The organism is Pelosinus fermentans JBW45, assembly GCF_000271665.2.
Taxonomy (GTDB): Bacteria; Bacillota; Negativicutes; order DSM-13327; family DSM-13327; genus Pelosinus; species Pelosinus baikalensis.
Genome location: NZ_CP010978.1, coordinates 447,281 through 463,832 on the forward strand (window position 1 = coordinate 447,281; position 16,552 = coordinate 463,832).

Here is a 16,552-nt window from a genome sequence, read left to right on the forward strand (position 1 = left end):
CTATTTATTTATCGTACTTGCTAATCGTTTTAACAGGAGCATACAAAGGATTCCGCCAATGATTCCGGTGACTAGCTGCGGCCAGCTCATGAGGGCTTTTAATATAGTAGCCTGCTTCTCTGGAAGAGCAACGATGGAAAAAGCCCAGGAGCTTGAGGCATAAAGAATCAGCATTCTACCGATGGAAGAAAGGATGATCGCCAGCCAGCGATTGTAAGATAAGGTCATATGGTAAATCAGTACATATGCCATATTGGTGAATGCCACTGGCAGAATAAAGATGGGTAAGGGTAAGGCTTGCTGAAAGAACGCTACAATGGGAGCGAGAACAGCCATTCCGAGGGCCGCTTTTGGGCCTGTGATTTCCAATGCTATCAGGAGGCATGCGTTGATGGCGCTGCCCACCACAAACATGGATATAAAAGGCGGTACTGGGACAAGGAGTCGAAGAGACTGCAGTACAATCATTAAGGCTAAAAGTAGAGCCGTTCGCACAACTTTCTGATGCATGGTTTTACCTCCCGGTCGTGTGAAAGCGTCTGCTATAGATAAAGACGCTTTTAAGTTTTTTATAATTTCATCGTTAAGTCTACGTGAATAAAGGCTCCAGGCAAGGATAGAGCATCGTCCTTGTGGTTGAAGATATTATCGATGCCGAGTAAGATTGTTTGGTTTTTCGTAAGCTGTTTTTCTACATTCATATTCCACAAGGTATAAGATGTATTGGTTGATACATTTGCAGCAGGCTGGAACCAATAATGCAGATAGGAATCCACCCACAGGTTAGCAGTCAGCGTTTCTGACTGGCGATAGGAAACACGGGAAGAGAGTTTGTGACGTGCACGGTTGTAGAGCCTAGTATTCGTCAAGTCGTTGGTAGCATCCAGATAGGTATAATTGCCGGACCAGGATAAGCGGTCGGATAGAGGTACAGAGATTTCGCCTTCGATTCCCTGAATCGTCGCACGGTTAATATTCTGGTATTTGACCGTAGCAGAGTCGACCCAAGCCTCATCGATCATATCTGTGATTTTGCTGGTGAAGAAGGTCAGTTTGCTCTTCACGTTGCCGACATCCCGTTCAACAGACAGATCATAGGAGGTGGAGTCTTCCGGTTTTAGAGACGGATTTCCAAGGAGACTGACTAAATTTCCGTTTCTTGTGACATTCAGTTTTAGGTACAATTGATTCGGTGAAGGAACCCGGAAACCTTGTCCCGCGTTAAACTTCACGCGCCAGCCCGGTTCGGGAGTATAGGTTAAGCCGATTTTGGGACTCACATTGCTTTCAAATTTGTTGCTGTCGTCATAGCGAGCGGATGCTACGGCAAGGAGTTTCGGGGATACAGTCCATTGGTCTTGCAGATAGACGGCAGAATAGTTGGTTTTGACTTCAGAACCTTCATAGACTTTACCATGAAACACTTTGGTGAAGGTTCCTTGTCCTGTCTGAATTCCCGTACCGCGAAACAATTCAGGACGATATTCACCGCCTAAGGTTAGCAGGTGATCGTCGGATACTTTTTTGCTAATACGGCCTTCCAGACCGGATATGGTGGTATAACCATAGACCGAGTTTATGTATTGCCCGCTTGTCCGGTTAACCGTGTCATTGTATTTATTCCAAACGGAGCGGTAGGCATTGAAATAGAGTTCACCATCAGACAGGTCTTTCGTATAGCTGAGGGCATATTGACTGCGGTCGTTATTATCGCGAACATCGGTACGAACGTTCCCCATTGCGGTTTGCAGGATTGCATATTCGCGAGTATCTTCTTCCATACGTGAGGCCGTAAAGGTAAGAGTTTCTTTGTCTGTAGGAGAGTATTCAAAGCGGGCGTTCATATTCTTTCGCTCGCCAAAAGGGGAATAGGTTGTTCCGTTACTCTTAAGGGATGCATCCGAATCAGAATAAGAGCCAGAAAGAGTCATGCCGAATTTCTCCTGTTTCCCGGAGTCATAGGTAAAGGAATAACGCCCGTTTCGGTCACCGGTACGAGCCAGAACGCCTTGATTGAGCCGCAGTGTAAAGGTTTCCTTTGATGCGGCTTTTGTAATAATATTAACCACACCGCCCAAGGCATCCGCACCGTACAGAGAAGTTACCGGTCCACGGACGATTTCAATGCGCTCTACATTTTCCAGGGAGATTCGGTCCAGCTCATAATAGGGGTCCGGTTCTGCAGGAATTCGTTTCCCGTCGATCAAGATCATGGAATAACGAGCGTCAAATCCTCGAATGGAAAGAGCTTCCCGTCCGTTTGCTCTCATGATGCTAACCCCAGCTGCGGAACCGATCACATCCTTTAGGATATGTGCTCCATAGGACTGGATGTCTTCCGCGGTGATCACTTCAACGGCAGCAGGAACGTCTTGAATGTTCATTGCCGTTTTCGTTGCGGTAACGACGACTTCCGGCATCTCAAACTCATGAGAATCTGACGTTTCAGCATAGCTTTTCCCAGTGGATAGGAGTAAGGGAACGAGAAGGAGTAACAGTTTTTTATTCACGAAATGCCTCCTGTAATACGTTATAGAAATGTGGAAAAGTTCTCTACTTGGCTAGTGTATAGAATTCGCCCATTAGATTTTGGATAGCACCATCCAATGGTTTGATTTCCGTTTTCCGAAAACCTGCACTTGTAAGGGCGAGCTCAATGTTCGATCTGGTTTGTAAGATGTCAAGACCTGCAAGATGACTCGACAGCCAGCCAACAATGGATTCTTTTGGCGATATATAGTCGTCGCTTACTCTATGGCTGACCAGATAAAGATAGCCTGAAGGGGTGAGAGCCTGTGCTATTTTCGTGGTCAGCTCTTTTAGATTTGCATTGGCAAAATCTAAGATTCCCGACGCGATAATCAGGTCGTAATTGCCACCGATGGGATCTGTCATAAAGTCGCCGCGCATGATGGATAGGCGATGTTCCAGATGCCCCTCTGCCACAAACTCTTCAGGAACATCGGCCACTCCGGGCTGTTCAAAAATGACGCCGGAAGCCAAAGGGAACTGGCGGACAAATTCGATAGCCATCATTCCTGACCCTCCGCCAAGATCCAAAATCCGAAGGGGGGCAGTAGGCTCTACGAATTGTGCGGCAGCGCGCAAAAATGACTGAACGCGGCCTGTACGGGCCTCTACTGCTGTTAAGCGTGCCAGCTTGCGAAAATCAAATAGCTCTTTGCCTTGATTCTGTTCTTGAATGGCTGGATCGGGTCCGAGGCGAACCAGTTCTTCCACTTGGTCGAGTCCTGTCATCTTGTTCCAGAAGGTCAGATATTCCCCTAAATAGTAAGGGCTGTTTTGACTGAGGAACAACTCTGTTTCTGGTGTATTTCGGAATTGGTGATTGTTTTTTTCCAGTAGACCGATTGCTGCCAGACTGTTCAGAAAGAGCGTAAGGTTTCTTTCATCATATCCGGTCATCGACGCGATTTTTTCTGTCGATGTATCGTGCTTTAGGTAATCAAATACCTTAAGGGAAATGCCAGCGAATAGGAGCTGCGTTTCTCTATACTGCTGCAGCATTCCAAGAAATTTTCTGGGACTATGGGTAGGATATTCCATCGTAAACACCTCTTTCAAATTTGTTTGTATGCCTGGCATACAAATTGGTTAAAAAAAACAGCTTCTACCAAGCCGGGAAAAAATGAAATAAAGACCGCGCCGGTATTTCACCGGACTTCCCTATTAAGCCCCTAAGGGCACCTATCTCAACAGTATGAAATTCATTCTCATCGTAGCAAATAATAATACGTTTGTCAACGAGATGTTATGATATAGATCATGATCTTTTCTATAATTTGGCAGCGGTAACAGTTGTTATAGTTACTGAATTTCGATACAATAAGGTCATGAAGAAAAAATCTTATAGAGCGATGAGTAAGTTTATGCGGTTGATTGAAACAATTGCTAACAGCAAAATGAAACAGTTGGATTTTGGTGATGGTATCGTTCTATATCGAGGTGAGATTCACATGATTAGGGCGATCGGCGATCATCCAGGCATGTTTATTTCTGAAATAGCACGATATTTTGGTGTTACCCGGGCAGTTGTTTCGAAAAGTGTTTTGAAGATCGAAAAGAGCGGCTATGTGCGCAAAGTGATAGATCCTTTAGATAAGAAGCGTGTTCAAGTTTACCTGACAGAGCGGGGAGAGGCCGCATATCAGGCTCATAACGCATTTCACTTGGAGAAAGACGATTATATTTTTGCGCATTTGGAGGGCTTGAGTGCAAAAGAATTAGAAGCAGTCAGTGTGTTTTTAGACAAAGCACAGCAGATGATCGATCATCATTTTTGAATAAGAGTTGCCCTCATCCTAAGGGGAACGTCTGGAAGGAGGCCGATATGAAGCAGATTGAACTCATTTCATTGCCATTTCATTCTGAACCGAAACCACAAAAAAGAGCCAGTGCAAAACCTGCTATTGAAAGGGAAGAACGAGGCAAGGAAGAAATCACCCCACCAAGCATACCGCAGGTTGATATTCTCGATCTTCGCAAACATCCTATAACCTATACGGCTCATCAAGAAACAGCCCTCAAGGAAATCGCTTCTTTCTTATGCAGCAGTCAGGAATCGGTATATATCCTTTCCGGTTATGCCGGGACTGGCAAAACGACCATTGCTGAAAACATCGTCAAATATGGACTGGCTCTAGGCAAGGAGTGCATCATTACAGCCCCTACCAACCAAGCCGTCAAGGTGCTAAAGGACAAATTCGGAGAAATCAAGGTTCTTTTTAAAACCCTTCACTCTACCTTGTATGGTTCTCCTGATGCTGATACTGGTGAATGGATAGCCAGTGTCAAGTTTAAAGCTTACCATGTCATTCTCGTTGACGAATCCTCCATGATCAGTAAAACCGTCTACGCCGATCTCATCAAGGAGGTTCAGTCTGCCCATGCAAAGGTCATCTTCTTCGGGGACAGCTTCCAACTAGAACCCGTGGGCGATGACCCGGAGATATTGCGCAACCAAAATTTTGAACTCACCGAAGTGAAACGGCAGGGAGCCGACAGTGAAATTCTGCTTTACGCAACCTGCCTCAGAAATCTAAAGCAAGTCGTCATTCCCAATGCGTCCCGAGGAGAAGTACAGATATTAGGAAAGCAAGCTACTGCCAGAGCTTTTCTCCAGTCCGTCATTCATAATGAAAACAGCATCTTCATCATTGGCACCAACAAGGCAAGGCTTATCCTCAATCAAAAAGCCCGTGAGGTCAAATTCGGCAAAGAGATAACGGATGAACCACAAGAGGGGGATCGAATCCTCTTTATCGGCAATGGTACCTATTTCGTCAATGGCGATAAAATGACTTTGGAGCAAGTCACCATCATTACAGAGAAGGTTCTTCCCATCAAAGGGACTTCCAAAGATTCTCCCAGCTTTGTTCGGGCTTATCTCATTATGAACTATAATCACAAGATTCTTCTCCTGCCCGCCATAGAGAAGTCTTCTGTTTACCATGCGCAATTTCTGGAGGTCAATCAGCATTTTCCTGATGACTGGTACAATAAAAACCCTATTACCTACAAATTTGAACTGTCCAAAGAGGTGTCCATTGCAACCTACGGCTACGTCATCACTGCCCACAAAAGCCAAGGCAGCCAATGGGAAAAAGTCTTTGTCCACCAAGATGCGTTTAGGAGTAACCCCCGCTGGCTTTATACCGCAGCCACCCGGGCAGAAAAAGAGCTTACGCTGACCATGGAATCAAGCCCCTGCAAATGGACCTGGGATCAGATCATGAAAGCAGCAAATCATGCCTACAAGGAATGACAGCCTTGCACCAGTTTTCATTGCTGCAGGGCTGTCTTTCTTAAAGATAGTGTTCCTAGTTAAGCGAACTATGCGTTACGATATCTCTGCATTCGACTGATATTGGTAAAAAATACATCTCTGCCGATATAATTAATGATCAAATAGGTTGCAGGAGTAATCACCAAACTTGCAGAACTAGAAAGTACAATCAGCAATGCGCTGATGGAATGAACGGATTCGTGCAATGTGTGCGTAAAGGTAATTCGTAAACGTACAATCCCTTCCTGTCATACAAGGGAGCTGCCGTGATAAGGGTATTGGCACGTTTACTGCATAAGTAATTGATGATGAACAAAATTAGCAGGCTAGTCTCAGAGCTAGAGTAATTGTGATAGAAAATTTGTAACTGGTATCGATGTATTTCACAATTTTGTCTAAGATGTACATACGTAAACTGACGGCAGTATTCCCATAAAGACCCTTGAAATAAAGGGGGCCAGTGGGAGAAAGGAGTGTAGTATGAACATTTTACTTGTTGATTATGCTACGGACAGCAGAGCGGGGATTGCAGGATTTTTGCGGGAAATGGGGCATCATGTCACGGAACGAGGCGACGTGGATGAAGCATATGCGACCTATACTGCAGGTGTTTTTTCCATGGTATTAACTGATATAAGAATGCCGGCAAAGCTGGGGGAAGATTTACTGCATCGTATAACGGCCCTGCCTGGTGAAAAAGCAGATGTTGTTTTGTTTACCAATTATGATGATCGAGGTTCAGCTGTCAATATTTTGCGGGAAGGGGCGTATGATTATCTATTAAAACCGGTTAACGTAATTGAATTGGCGGCGATTACGGATCGGATTGCGGAACATCATTCCTTGCTTCGCGAGAATAAAGTGCTTACTGAGCGGTTCGGTGAAGAAGTGCAAGCTGCAACAGCTGAGACTCAGCGTGAAGTAGCCAGGCTCAAAAAGGTACTATCACAAACAGCTGGGCTCGATACGATAGGATTTTTCTCCGCAGAAATGAACCAGATTATGCGGCTGGCAAAGATATTTCATGAAGATCGATCCATACCGGTGCTTATCCAAGGAGAAACAGGAACGGGTAAGGAAATTATGTCAAGACTGATTCATTATGGTGACATGGCTACCCAGGAACCTTTTATTGATTTGAATTGCGCAGCGCTGACCGCCAATTTATTTGAAAGTGAACTGTTTGGTTATGAGCCCGGATCTTTTACCGGTGGTCTAACGAAAGGGCAAAAAGGGAAACTGGATGTGGCTCAAGGCGGTACTTTGCTGCTGGACGAGGTGGGTGAAATACCTTTAGAGCTGCAGGGGAAATTGCTGAGAGTCATACAGGAAAAGGAATTTTATCGCGTTGGCGGTTTAAAGAAAGTAAAAACAGATGTGAGGATTATTTGTGCTACCAATGCGGACTTGGAGCAGCGGGTAGAAGAGGGGACGTTCCGCCGGGATTTGTTTTTTCGGCTAAAAGTGGGACATTTAGTCATTCCCCCTCTTCGCGAGCGCACGGATGATATTATTCCTCTTGCGCAGATGTTTCTAAAGCATTTTGCCAAGGAAAAAGGCAAGCACTTTCTTCGTATCAGCCCAAGTGCCGTTGATCTATTATTGGCTTACGAATGGCCGGGAAATGTGCGTGAGCTGAGGAATGCAATGGAGTTGGCAGTGCTGATGTATGACGATGTAGAGCTTAAAGCCATGCATGTGAATTTGAATATGCAGCAGAAGGTGGCATCATCCCCAATCCCAATTGTAATATCTTCCGACTCCCAGCCCATTGATCCCAATCGTTTTTTCTTACCTGCAACAGGGATTGATTTGGAAGAATTTATCGACCGGATTGTCCATCAGTCTCTAGAAATGTGTCATGGCAATAAGACGGAGGCGGCTAAACATTTAGGAATCTCCAGGCGTTCCTTTTACTGTCGGTTGGAACGAAAAAAGGCAGCCAAGAAGCCTCTCCAGTTACAAACCGATTCTGTGAATGCTATAGTTCCAACAGCATAGATAATATAGTTGTTTTGTAAAAAGATGTCGAATGTATATAAATGTAATTTTTTTGAAGTGAATTGTAAGGAAAGCGATGGTCTGGGATCTGCAGTTTTTTTGTTGACAACCAGATTTTCTGGAGACCGACAGCTCATGCAACCAAGTAGCTAATGATACTCTAAAATGTTGGAAATGAGGCGGTTCATAGATGGATAAACAAAGAGAAAACCTAACTGCTGCAGATAAAAAATCAGAAGAAATCATAGAAGACAAGAGGGCTGTGCAAATTGCTGATCCTTCTAAAAATAGTGTTGCTGGCAAAGATACAGAGTTAGCTGCCAGTCAGGTCGGATACCAAGATTTGTTTGATAACATGCCCAATGGGTGTGTATACTACAAGGTACTACTTGACGAGGCAGAAGACCCTGTTGATCTCGTATATATAAAAGTGAATTCTGCCTATGGAAGAAATATAGGTCGTTCCCTTAGTGAACTGATTGGCAAACGAGTGACAGCGGTTTTTCAAGAGTTGACTGGAGAGGGCTTTCCGTGTATGGAAACATATCTGAATGTGGCCTTGCTCGGGGAACCAGTGAACTTTACGCAATACTTTGACCAGCAAGACAAGTGGTATTCCATTTCTGCGTACAGTCCTCAGCCTGGTTATGTTGTTGAAATATCGGAAGATATTACTGAGCAAACAAAGGCAGAAGGTGAAAGACGTGAAAGAGAAAGGCAAGTGGCGTTAATCGAAAGAGTAGCTTCCTTGGGTGCCCTGGCTGCAGGAGTGGCCCACGAGATTAATCAACCGCTGCAAGCCTTGAAAATTATGGCAGATAGTATGATTTATTGGTATGATAAGGGGAAAGAAACGAGTGTAGAAAAGGTGATTGAGAGCTGCCGGAAGATTTCGGTACAGGCTGGCTATATAACTTCCATTGTTGAATGGATGCAGGATTCGGTAAATAAGGCTTGGTCTGACGCACCAGAAGAAGTAGATGTAAAGAAAATGATTCAGCGGGTATTAATTCTGGTTCAAGAAAGATTAAGAGCCCACGGCATTCAATTGCGTGAAAACAGTTGCGACAACTCCCTTATGGTATGGGGTGACAGCAGACGTTTAGAAGAAATCGTAATCATTATTTTGGTGAATGCAATAGACTCCTTTGTTTGCGTTGATCAAGGCGCAAGGGAGATTCGTATTACTACCTCGTGTGTAGAAGAGCGCGCTGTAATAGAGATTAGCAACAATGGACCTGCTATTCCTGATGACATCATAGGGAAAATATTTGAGCCCTTTTTCTCCTCTTCAAAGTCTGGTACGAAACTAGGCATGGGACTTGCCATTGTAAAGTCTGTTGTTAATGCTCATAACGGTACAATTCAAGTCTTTAGTTCTAACCAGCAAGTGACATTTCGCATTGAGTTTCCGCAATATCGCCAATCGGTATAGCAGTCAGGATATAGAATTTTAAAATCACACCAAAGATAACCTGCGAGGGAGTCTTTGGTGTGATTTTTTCTGCTTAAATGAACCGTTACGTACAATGTTGTACGTAACGGTTGAACGAATCGGTTCAATGCGTATTTGATGAGCAAGGGCCCAATGTGAATATATGCCAGTTATAGGAGTGGCATGGTTATTGCATAGTTAATAAGTAGTAATAGCTTTGGGAGAGAGGCGACCAATGATAAAGGCCTCGAATCCAGTATTACTGTCAGGGAATTTCGCTATTACAGTTTAAGGAAATCAAACTTAAACGTATATAAAAATATTGGAGGTAGAGATATGTCGATTATGAATCTAATTGAAAAAGGAAAGAAATCTCTCAATAAGAGGCAGGAAAGAAGAACAGCAAAAGATACAGGGATTGGAGCTGCCATCGGGTTGGCAGTTGGGGCAGTTGCAGGCGTACTATTGTCACCTAAGTCTGGACAGGAAACGCGGGAGAACATTGCCGCCTCTGCCAAGGAACTTTCTGGGAAAGCTAAGGATGTCTTAGATAGGGCTAAAGAAAAGGTGGAAGAAGCCAAAGAGGAACTAAAAGAAATTAAGGACAATCCTTTGAAGATTCAACAGTAGCACGAGAGATATTACGTTGATAGAAGAATGATCACTAGTAGATAAATGCAAATTTTTATAGGTGTCATAGTAGAAAACTAAAATGTAGGGGGAAATAAAAATGAAAAAAATGATTTTACGCTTATTATTAACAGTAAGTCTGATCCTAGTGGGGGCCACTAGTTCCGTCTGGACGGCGAGTGCTGCCGAACCATCCGTTAATTTAACAGCTCCCCAATGGACAGGAAATAGCTTCACCTTTCTTGCGTTGCCAGCAGATAAGCAAGCCGCTGGCTACGAAATCTTTGGAGTCGATCAAGCAGAGCAGGGATTTCAAGGGGATCGCACCCTTCGCCTTTCCTATGCTAACCATGTTGGCAAAGAAGTTACCGTTACTAACATCGTTTCCTTTCCAGCTGGTAATAACCAGAATGAATATATGGTGTACATGACGGCAAATGACACTGGGGAAAAATTAGTTGGACGCACCATGCGTGGACAATTAGAAGGCTTAGTGCTAACAGCCGATCTTGTGAATGCCAGACAACAGTTCTTGGGTAAAACCATTTATCCTAAATATAGAGAGCTGACAGGCGCATATGATCCAGGTTCGTATGCAATAGCAACGAGCATCTCTACTCCTATTGGCGGTCCTGCTGCAGTCGTGGATGTTTATGCTGGTAATCAATCCCAAGATCCCATCTGGTTAATTGTCACAGTCAATGGGGAAAAGGCAATTTTGCCAATTGCTTATAGCTATACCAATGTATCGGTAAATACTTGGACACAAAGTCCTCCTTGGCAAGATGCCTTGTTTATGGAAGATCCGCGGTTAGCTTTCGGCTGGTCTCAAGAGGTATGGAATGCAATTGAAAGCTCCATTGTAGAGGAAGGTATGACGAAAGAGCAGATCCGTCTTAGTTGGGGTAAGCCTAACAGCATAGAGGGAAATGGCACAAATTGGATTTATGGAAGCAAAAAACTTAACTTTTCTGGTGATGTATTGCAATCTCTTGAAACCATTGAATAGGCTCTTTCTAAAGTAGATTATCTTGGGGACAAAAGAGATGGTCAATTACAAAGACTGCATTTCGATTGGTAAGCTGGATCTTTAAATACCCTTTTAACCAAAATCAAATAAATAAGGAGTTTTCACTCATGAAAAAAATTATACTTACAGTTGCTGCTTTTTTCGCCTTCGGCATCGGCACAGGTTTTGCCGCTCCAATGAACAATCTGGCAAATGGTCAAACTGCCGTCGGTTACTTACATGATTCGTTCTATATCGAACATAAATTAACGAATAATCTGACCTTAGGTCTCCAAGAACACGATATCTATGGACAGTACGCTATCACCAATACTATTAGAGCCATCATTGGCAGTCGGGATTACCATTCTGACTCGAGTATTTATTTAGGTGCTGCGTACAGTACTTCCTTGGCTCCTAACGTTAATGGCTATGCATCTCTGGTTGGCAGCAGTGACTTTGCAGAAGCTCAAGTCGGTGCCAATGTCAACGTAGCTCCAAATGTGGATATCAATGTTGATTATACTGCCTTTATGCCCGACCATGGCAGCGATCGAAACCGTTTTGGTTTGGGAGCAACTTTTAAATTCTAAGAATAAAGGGATCGATTTTTTCACTCAGCAAAAAAAGGAGGGGCAAGTATGCTTTGGTTTTTAATCATTGGAATGATTGCTGGATGGCTAGCCGGAAATATTACAAAAGGCAGTGGATTTGGTCTTATCGGCGATCTAGTCGTAGGTATAATTGGATCATTTATCGGTGGCTTCTTGTTCAGCCTCATGGGTTTAAGTGCCTATGGAACAATCGGTGAAATTATTATGGCAACGATTGGGGCAATTGTTTTACTGTGGATTGTGCGATTGATCAAATAAATTCAATTACTTATGAGCGATGCCTATCAGCAGCCCTGCTTTGGAAAGACTAAAAATATGCTCTAAAAATAGGAATCGGGCTAAAGTATAAAGGGGTGGTATTAACTGCCTCTTTATACTGTTTTATGGGCAATTCGTTGGAATGAAGTGTGTGGGTGGCAAGAAAGAGGAGAATACTATGATAATTTTTAAAAATGTCAGCAAGATATATAACGATGATTTTCATGCTGTGGATACGATCAATATTCACATTAAAGAAGGTGAATTGATTGCCTTAATTGGTCCAAGTGGTTCAGGAAAATCCACTACAATGAAAATGATCAATCGGTTGATTGAGGCAACATCAGGCACTATTTTGATTCATGGGCAAGACATAGGCGACCAAGATCCTGTGCTGTTGCGGCGTAATATTGGATATGTGATACAGCATATCGGTTTGTTGCCCCATATGACAATCGGGAAAAATATTGCACTTGTACCTAAACTGAAAAAATGGGATAAGGTAAGGTGCGACAAACGGGTAGATGAGTTGTTAGAAATGGTTGGTCTTCCTGCCAAAGAGTACAAGAATCGCTTTCCGGCGGAACTAAGTGGCGGTCAGCAGCAGCGGGTGGGTGTAATTAGAGCCCTGGCAGGCGATCCGCCTATTGTACTCATGGATGAACCCTTTAGTGCACTTGATCCCATTAGTCGGGAGCAATTACAAGATGAGTTATTAAATTTGCAAACTAAAATCCGCAAAACTATTGTATTTGTTACCCATGACATTGATGAAGCCATTAAACTTGCAGATCGCATTGGTATCATGCAGGATGGAAAATTAATTCAATTTGATACGCCAGAGCAGATTTTACGCCATCCTGTTAACGAGTTTGTTAGAACCTTTTTTGGTGCTGATCGTATGAATCAAGTAGAATCTTTGCCCACGATTGAGGAAGTTATGATTCCACCGATTAGTTCATTCCCTAAACGTGGTCTGGCAGAAAGCCTTATAAAGATGAGAAAATATAAAATTGATTCATTGCTCGTCATTGATAGAAATAAAACATTTTTGGGAGTTGCTGGAGTGGGAGAAATTCAAAAGAACTTTTCCAATGAGAATATGGTATTGGAAGACGTAATGAACAAAGAGGTGCCGACGGTAAGACTTTCCCAGCAGCTAGATGATGCGATCAATTTAATTAGCGACAACCATATAGCATTTCTTCCGGTGCTTGATGAAAGTCATAAACTAAAAGGACTTATTACCAGAGCCTCCTTAGTCGATGTAATGGCAAATCAATTGCGCAGCAACAATAATGAAGTCGCTCCAGTCGGAGGTGAGGAATTATGATGTTCAATAATTTTTTAGTCATGCTGCAAAATCGCTGGCCGGAGATCATGATAGGAACCTGGGAACATATCCAGCTTACTTTGGTGGCCTTATTTATAGGAAACCTGATTGCACTACCCCTTGGTATTCTACTTACGCGAAAACGGAAATTAGCCGAAGCCGTTATCGGCATAACCTCGGTGTTTCAAACCATTCCCAGTTTAGCCTTGTTAGGCTTTATGATACCTTTTTTCGGTATTGGCTTTGGCCCGGCCATCGTGGCCTTGACAATTTATGCTCTTCTGCCGATTTTACGTAATACCTATACTGGAATACTAGGTGTTAATCAAGCAGTTGTTGATGCGGGTACCGGTATGGGAATGACTTCTCGCCAAGTCTTATTTATGATCGAGATTCCCTTAGCTCTGCCTATCATCATGGCTGGTATTCGTACTGCCACCGTTATGGTAATCGGTGTTGCCACCTTGGCAGCCTTGGTTGGGGCGGGAGGACTGGGAGATATTATTTTTAGGGGTATAGCTATGGCAAGGCAGGATCTTATCTTGGCTGGTGCCATACCAGCTGCTTTACTATCCATGATATTTGATTATATTTTGAAGAGAATTGAAATTGCAGTACAACCCTAATCTGAATCATATAATACGAAAGGAAGGTTCTATGAAGAAAATCACTTTACTCCTGCTTTCCATACTGCTTTCCATGAGTATAACAGGCTGCTCTTCCTTTTGGGAGAAAGATAATAATACTGTCGTAATCGGTGGGAAAAATTTCACTGAACAAGATATTCTGGTGTATATAATGAAAGGGATCATTGAAGAAAAAACAGGCATAAAGGTAAAAGCAAAAGCGTACTTGGGAGGAACGAATGTAGTATCCCAAGCCATTGACCGGGGCGATCTAGATATTTACGCTGAATATACCGGGACGGCTCTCGTGAGTGTTCTTGGTGAAGAATATTCTCCTAGTGATCCAGAGGTAGTCTATGAAAAAGTCAAGACGATCTATGATGCAAAGAAACAGATTGTATGGCTGAAACCATTCGGTTTTAATAATACCTATACGTTATCCATGAGGACGGAGCAAGCAAATGCACTTGGTATTGAAACCTTCAGTGATTTAGCCAAGCAGTCTGCTGCTCTAAGATTGGGTGCTACTCATGAATTCTTGGAACGAATTGATGGATACCAAAATGTTAAAGCGGTTTATAACATGCAATTTTCTTCCCCTGCTGGTATGGACCCAGGTTTAACCTATACTGCCTGCCGTGACAGCAATGTGGACGTAATTGACGCCTTCTCCACAGATGGTCGGATTTTAGCATTCAATTTAAAAGTATTAGCAGATGATAAGAAGGTGTTTCCTCCCTTTTATGCTGCTCCTATTATTCGGGCCGATACCTTAAAAAAACATCCCGAAATTGGTGAAGTCTTGAATTTGTTAGCAGGTAAACTAACCAATGAGGAGATGATGGCTCTTAATGCTAAAGTGGATTTAGAGGGAAAGAGCCCCCAAGTTGTAGCCAATGAATGGCTGAAAGCAAAGGGACTCATTTAAGGCATCTCCCACCTCAAAAAGGGCTGCCGCACACTTTGCGCCTTTGTGGTTCGATTGTTTGGAAGCCTTTTCCTAAATTCGATTTACTGTATTTCTGCGATTAGGCGAACGGGCAGGCCGCTGGAATTCTTTAAGGGAAGGGGGAAGCAATAGAACTTGAAGGTATCTTGCTTTAATTGATTAAGGTTGATGATATTTTCAATGACGAAAACATCGTGGTCTGCGCAGTACATATCTGCTTTTGGGTGACCTTCTTTTCTCTTTACTCCTGCAGCATCAATGCCAATAAAATTAACTTCTTTTTGGATTAAATATTCTAGGGTTTTATCAGACAGCTCAGGATGACCTTCCTCAGGATGCCCTGTGACATAAAATTCTGTTTCATAATATGTTGGCAGCCAGTCGGTTTTAAAGATAATAAAATCACCTTTTTGAATATCCACCTTATTTTCAAAGTCGGCAGGTTCAATTTCACGACTGAAGATATTTTCGACATGGACTACTTTAGCTGGCCCAATAAATCTGTTTATATCTAGATTCGGTACGTTCATAATATCGAGATGGGTGCCTAAATGTCCTAAACGGGCTACGTTGATTCCATCTTTCTGGTTAAAAAACGGATTGTTCTTGTCTTGTTCATCAATGGGAAGCGTTAAATCGATTAACATAGCGTTCACTCCTTGTTTGCATTTAATTTTTGTTTCGTAGGTAAACTATAATACGAGGAAACAATAAAGTCAAGAGTTTATATAATATCTTGATTTTATCTGAAATTTGGTGAATAATAAGAATATGAAAAAAGATGATATGAAAGCATTCTTGAATACGTTAAAACGCCTCACGATTAAAATGGGAGAACTGAGCAGACACGCCAGCGATATTGCACCAGTGGGCAAGCTGAGCTTTTCTGAACTGGGTCTTATGACGTTAATTGGGGATTTTGATAATATTAGAGTCACCGAATTAGCATTAAAATATGGCGCTACCAAAGGTGCTATTTCAAAGATGGTTAAGAAATTAGTTCAGAAAGAGTTGGTAAAGAAGTCTAGAACCCAGGAAAATGAGAAGGAAGTACTCTTATCATTAACAGCTATGGGTATGACTGTTTATAATGAAAAGGAAGCTCATTTTGAAAAATTGTCTACCGACGTTTCGAAAGAGCTTGAAAGCCTGACTGAGGAGCAGCGGATATCTCTGTTCAATATCCTTGATCTTGTGGAAGCTCACATTGATGAGCATCTCGATGAGCCCAATTCTGAGCAGAAATAGCAAGCCGCCCCGATGTTTGGTCTGTATAATTTGACAAACTATAATTAAAAAGTATAAAATTAAAATGAATAGAGATGAAGGAGGTTGCATCATGAAAAAAGTATTATTGGGAGTAGGTTTACTTCTATCAGTAAGTGTAGGAACGGGCGCTGCTGCTCCTATTAACGATTTGGACAGAGGACAGACTGCAGTTGGCGTGCTGACTGACACAATTTACGTAGAACACAAAATTGGTGGAAATCTTACAATTGGATATCAAAATGTAGATCGAGACCATGGTAGTGATATGGATGATTTTTATGGCCAGTATCAATTACCCTTTAGCAGTGTTCGAGCCATTCTTGGTCATCGGGATATTGGCTCTGGTTCAACCTACATAGGATTATCCGTAAGTGAAGGACTGGCTCCTAAACTCAATGGTTATGCTTCTGTGATTGGTAGTGACGATTTTGTTGAATATCAAGTTGGGGCTAATCTGGAATTAACGAGAGCAGTTGACCTGAACCTTAACTATCGTAACTTTAGGCCTGATCATTATGAAAACGAAAGTCGTCTTGAAGTCGGCGCGAGCTACAAATTCTAAGACTGCTGTTTAAAGAAGATACATGTCACATCTTTTGGAATACAGTCCAAAGTAAATCCT

At 42.7% G+C, this 16,552-nt stretch carries 18 protein-coding genes; 13 read left to right on the forward strand and 5 right to left on the reverse strand.

Going from position 1 to position 16,552, the window contains the following annotated elements:
• Genes JBW_RS01705 through JBW_RS01715 form a run of 3 tightly spaced genes read right to left on the reverse strand, consistent with a single transcriptional unit; the run spans window position 1 to window position 3,567 of the window.
• Entirely contained in the window at window positions 1-510 is a 510-nt protein-coding gene (locus JBW_RS01705) for an ECF transporter S component (protein ID WP_007951854.1), read from the reverse strand.
• Between the two features lie 59 nt (window positions 511-569).
• On the reverse strand, window positions 570-2,510 hold the full coding sequence (locus JBW_RS01710) for a TonB-dependent receptor plug domain-containing protein (RefSeq protein ID WP_007961409.1): 1,941 nt from the start codon (window positions 2,508-2,510) through the stop codon (window positions 570-572).
• A gap of 43 nt (window positions 2,511-2,553) precedes the next feature.
• Complete coding sequence (locus tag JBW_RS01715; protein WP_007961410.1) at window positions 2,554-3,567, reverse strand: methyltransferase; 1,014 nt, start codon at window positions 3,565-3,567, stop codon at window positions 2,554-2,556.
• Between the two features lie 191 nt (window positions 3,568-3,758).
• On the opposite strand from JBW_RS01715, the gene JBW_RS01720 reads away from it, so the two are divergent.
• Both JBW_RS01720 and JBW_RS01725 read left to right on the forward strand, forming a co-directional pair.
• Window positions 3,759-4,304: a MarR family winged helix-turn-helix transcriptional regulator gene (locus JBW_RS01720; protein WP_235334116.1), complete on the forward strand. Its 546-nt coding sequence runs from the start codon at window positions 3,759-3,761 to the stop codon at window positions 4,302-4,304.
• Window positions 4,305-4,351: 47 nt separating this feature from the next.
• Window positions 4,352-5,785 carry an ATP-dependent DNA helicase gene (locus JBW_RS01725; RefSeq protein WP_007961412.1) on the forward strand — a complete coding sequence of 478 codons (1,434 nt, stop codon included), beginning with the start codon at window positions 4,352-4,354 and terminating at the stop codon, window positions 5,783-5,785.
• Window positions 5,786-5,853: 68 nt separating this feature from the next.
• On the opposite strand, the gene JBW_RS24910 is transcribed toward JBW_RS01725, so the two are convergent.
• Window positions 5,854-6,012 (reverse strand): hypothetical protein, encoded by a 159-nt coding sequence (locus JBW_RS24910; RefSeq protein ID WP_158453441.1) that lies wholly within the window; start codon window positions 6,010-6,012, stop codon window positions 5,854-5,856.
• Between the two features lie 274 nt (window positions 6,013-6,286).
• On the opposite strand from JBW_RS24910, the gene JBW_RS01730 reads away from it, so the two are divergent.
• The 9 genes from JBW_RS01730 (at window position 6,287) to JBW_RS01770 (ending at window position 14,640) form a co-directional block, all read left to right on the forward strand.
• A complete protein-coding gene (locus tag JBW_RS01730) occupies window positions 6,287-7,807 on the forward strand; it encodes a sigma-54-dependent transcriptional regulator (RefSeq protein WP_007961413.1) in 1,521 nt (506 codons plus the stop codon).
• A 190-nt stretch (window positions 7,808-7,997) separates the two neighbouring features.
• Window positions 7,998-9,242 (forward strand): ATP-binding protein, encoded by a 1,245-nt coding sequence (locus tag JBW_RS01735; protein WP_007961415.1) that lies wholly within the window; start codon window positions 7,998-8,000, stop codon window positions 9,240-9,242.
• A 336-nt stretch (window positions 9,243-9,578) separates the two neighbouring features.
• Window positions 9,579-9,872, forward strand: coding sequence for a YtxH domain-containing protein (locus tag JBW_RS01740; RefSeq protein WP_007961417.1), 294 nt, complete (start codon window positions 9,579-9,581; stop codon window positions 9,870-9,872).
• A 100-nt stretch (window positions 9,873-9,972) separates the two neighbouring features.
• Window positions 9,973-10,881, forward strand: a complete 909-nt coding sequence (locus JBW_RS01745; RefSeq protein WP_007961418.1) for a hypothetical protein — start codon at window positions 9,973-9,975, stop codon at window positions 10,879-10,881.
• A 128-nt stretch (window positions 10,882-11,009) separates the two neighbouring features.
• Window positions 11,010-11,474 (forward strand): hypothetical protein, encoded by a 465-nt coding sequence (locus tag JBW_RS01750; protein WP_007961420.1) that lies wholly within the window; start codon window positions 11,010-11,012, stop codon window positions 11,472-11,474.
• Window positions 11,475-11,522: 48 nt separating this feature from the next.
• Window positions 11,523-11,753, forward strand: coding sequence for a GlsB/YeaQ/YmgE family stress response membrane protein (locus JBW_RS01755; RefSeq protein WP_007961421.1), 231 nt, complete (start codon window positions 11,523-11,525; stop codon window positions 11,751-11,753).
• Between the two features lie 178 nt (window positions 11,754-11,931).
• Window positions 11,932-13,086, forward strand: a complete 1,155-nt coding sequence (locus tag JBW_RS01760) for an ABC transporter ATP-binding protein (protein ID WP_007961423.1) — start codon at window positions 11,932-11,934, stop codon at window positions 13,084-13,086.
• Complete coding sequence (locus tag JBW_RS01765; protein ID WP_007961424.1) at window positions 13,083-13,712, forward strand: ABC transporter permease; 630 nt, start codon at window positions 13,083-13,085, stop codon at window positions 13,710-13,712. Before JBW_RS01760 ends, JBW_RS01765 begins: the two co-directional genes overlap by 4 nt.
• 31 nt (window positions 13,713-13,743) lie before the next feature.
• On the forward strand, window positions 13,744-14,640 hold the full coding sequence (locus JBW_RS01770; protein WP_007961426.1) for a glycine betaine ABC transporter substrate-binding protein: 897 nt from the start codon (window positions 13,744-13,746) through the stop codon (window positions 14,638-14,640).
• An 83-nt stretch (window positions 14,641-14,723) separates the two neighbouring features.
• Here JBW_RS01770 and JBW_RS01775 read toward each other — a convergent pair whose 3' ends face one another.
• Entirely contained in the window at window positions 14,724-15,308 is a 585-nt protein-coding gene (locus JBW_RS01775) for a cyclase family protein (RefSeq protein ID WP_007961428.1), read from the reverse strand.
• A gap of 109 nt (window positions 15,309-15,417) precedes the next feature.
• Here JBW_RS01775 and JBW_RS01780 point away from each other — a divergent pair, with 109 nt between their 5' ends.
• Window positions 15,418-15,909, forward strand: coding sequence for a MarR family winged helix-turn-helix transcriptional regulator (locus JBW_RS01780; protein WP_235334117.1), 492 nt, complete (start codon window positions 15,418-15,420; stop codon window positions 15,907-15,909).
• A gap of 91 nt (window positions 15,910-16,000) precedes the next feature.
• Window positions 16,001-16,492, forward strand: a complete 492-nt coding sequence (locus tag JBW_RS01785) for a hypothetical protein (protein WP_007961439.1) — start codon at window positions 16,001-16,003, stop codon at window positions 16,490-16,492.
• Window positions 16,493-16,552: the final 60 nt, after the last annotated feature.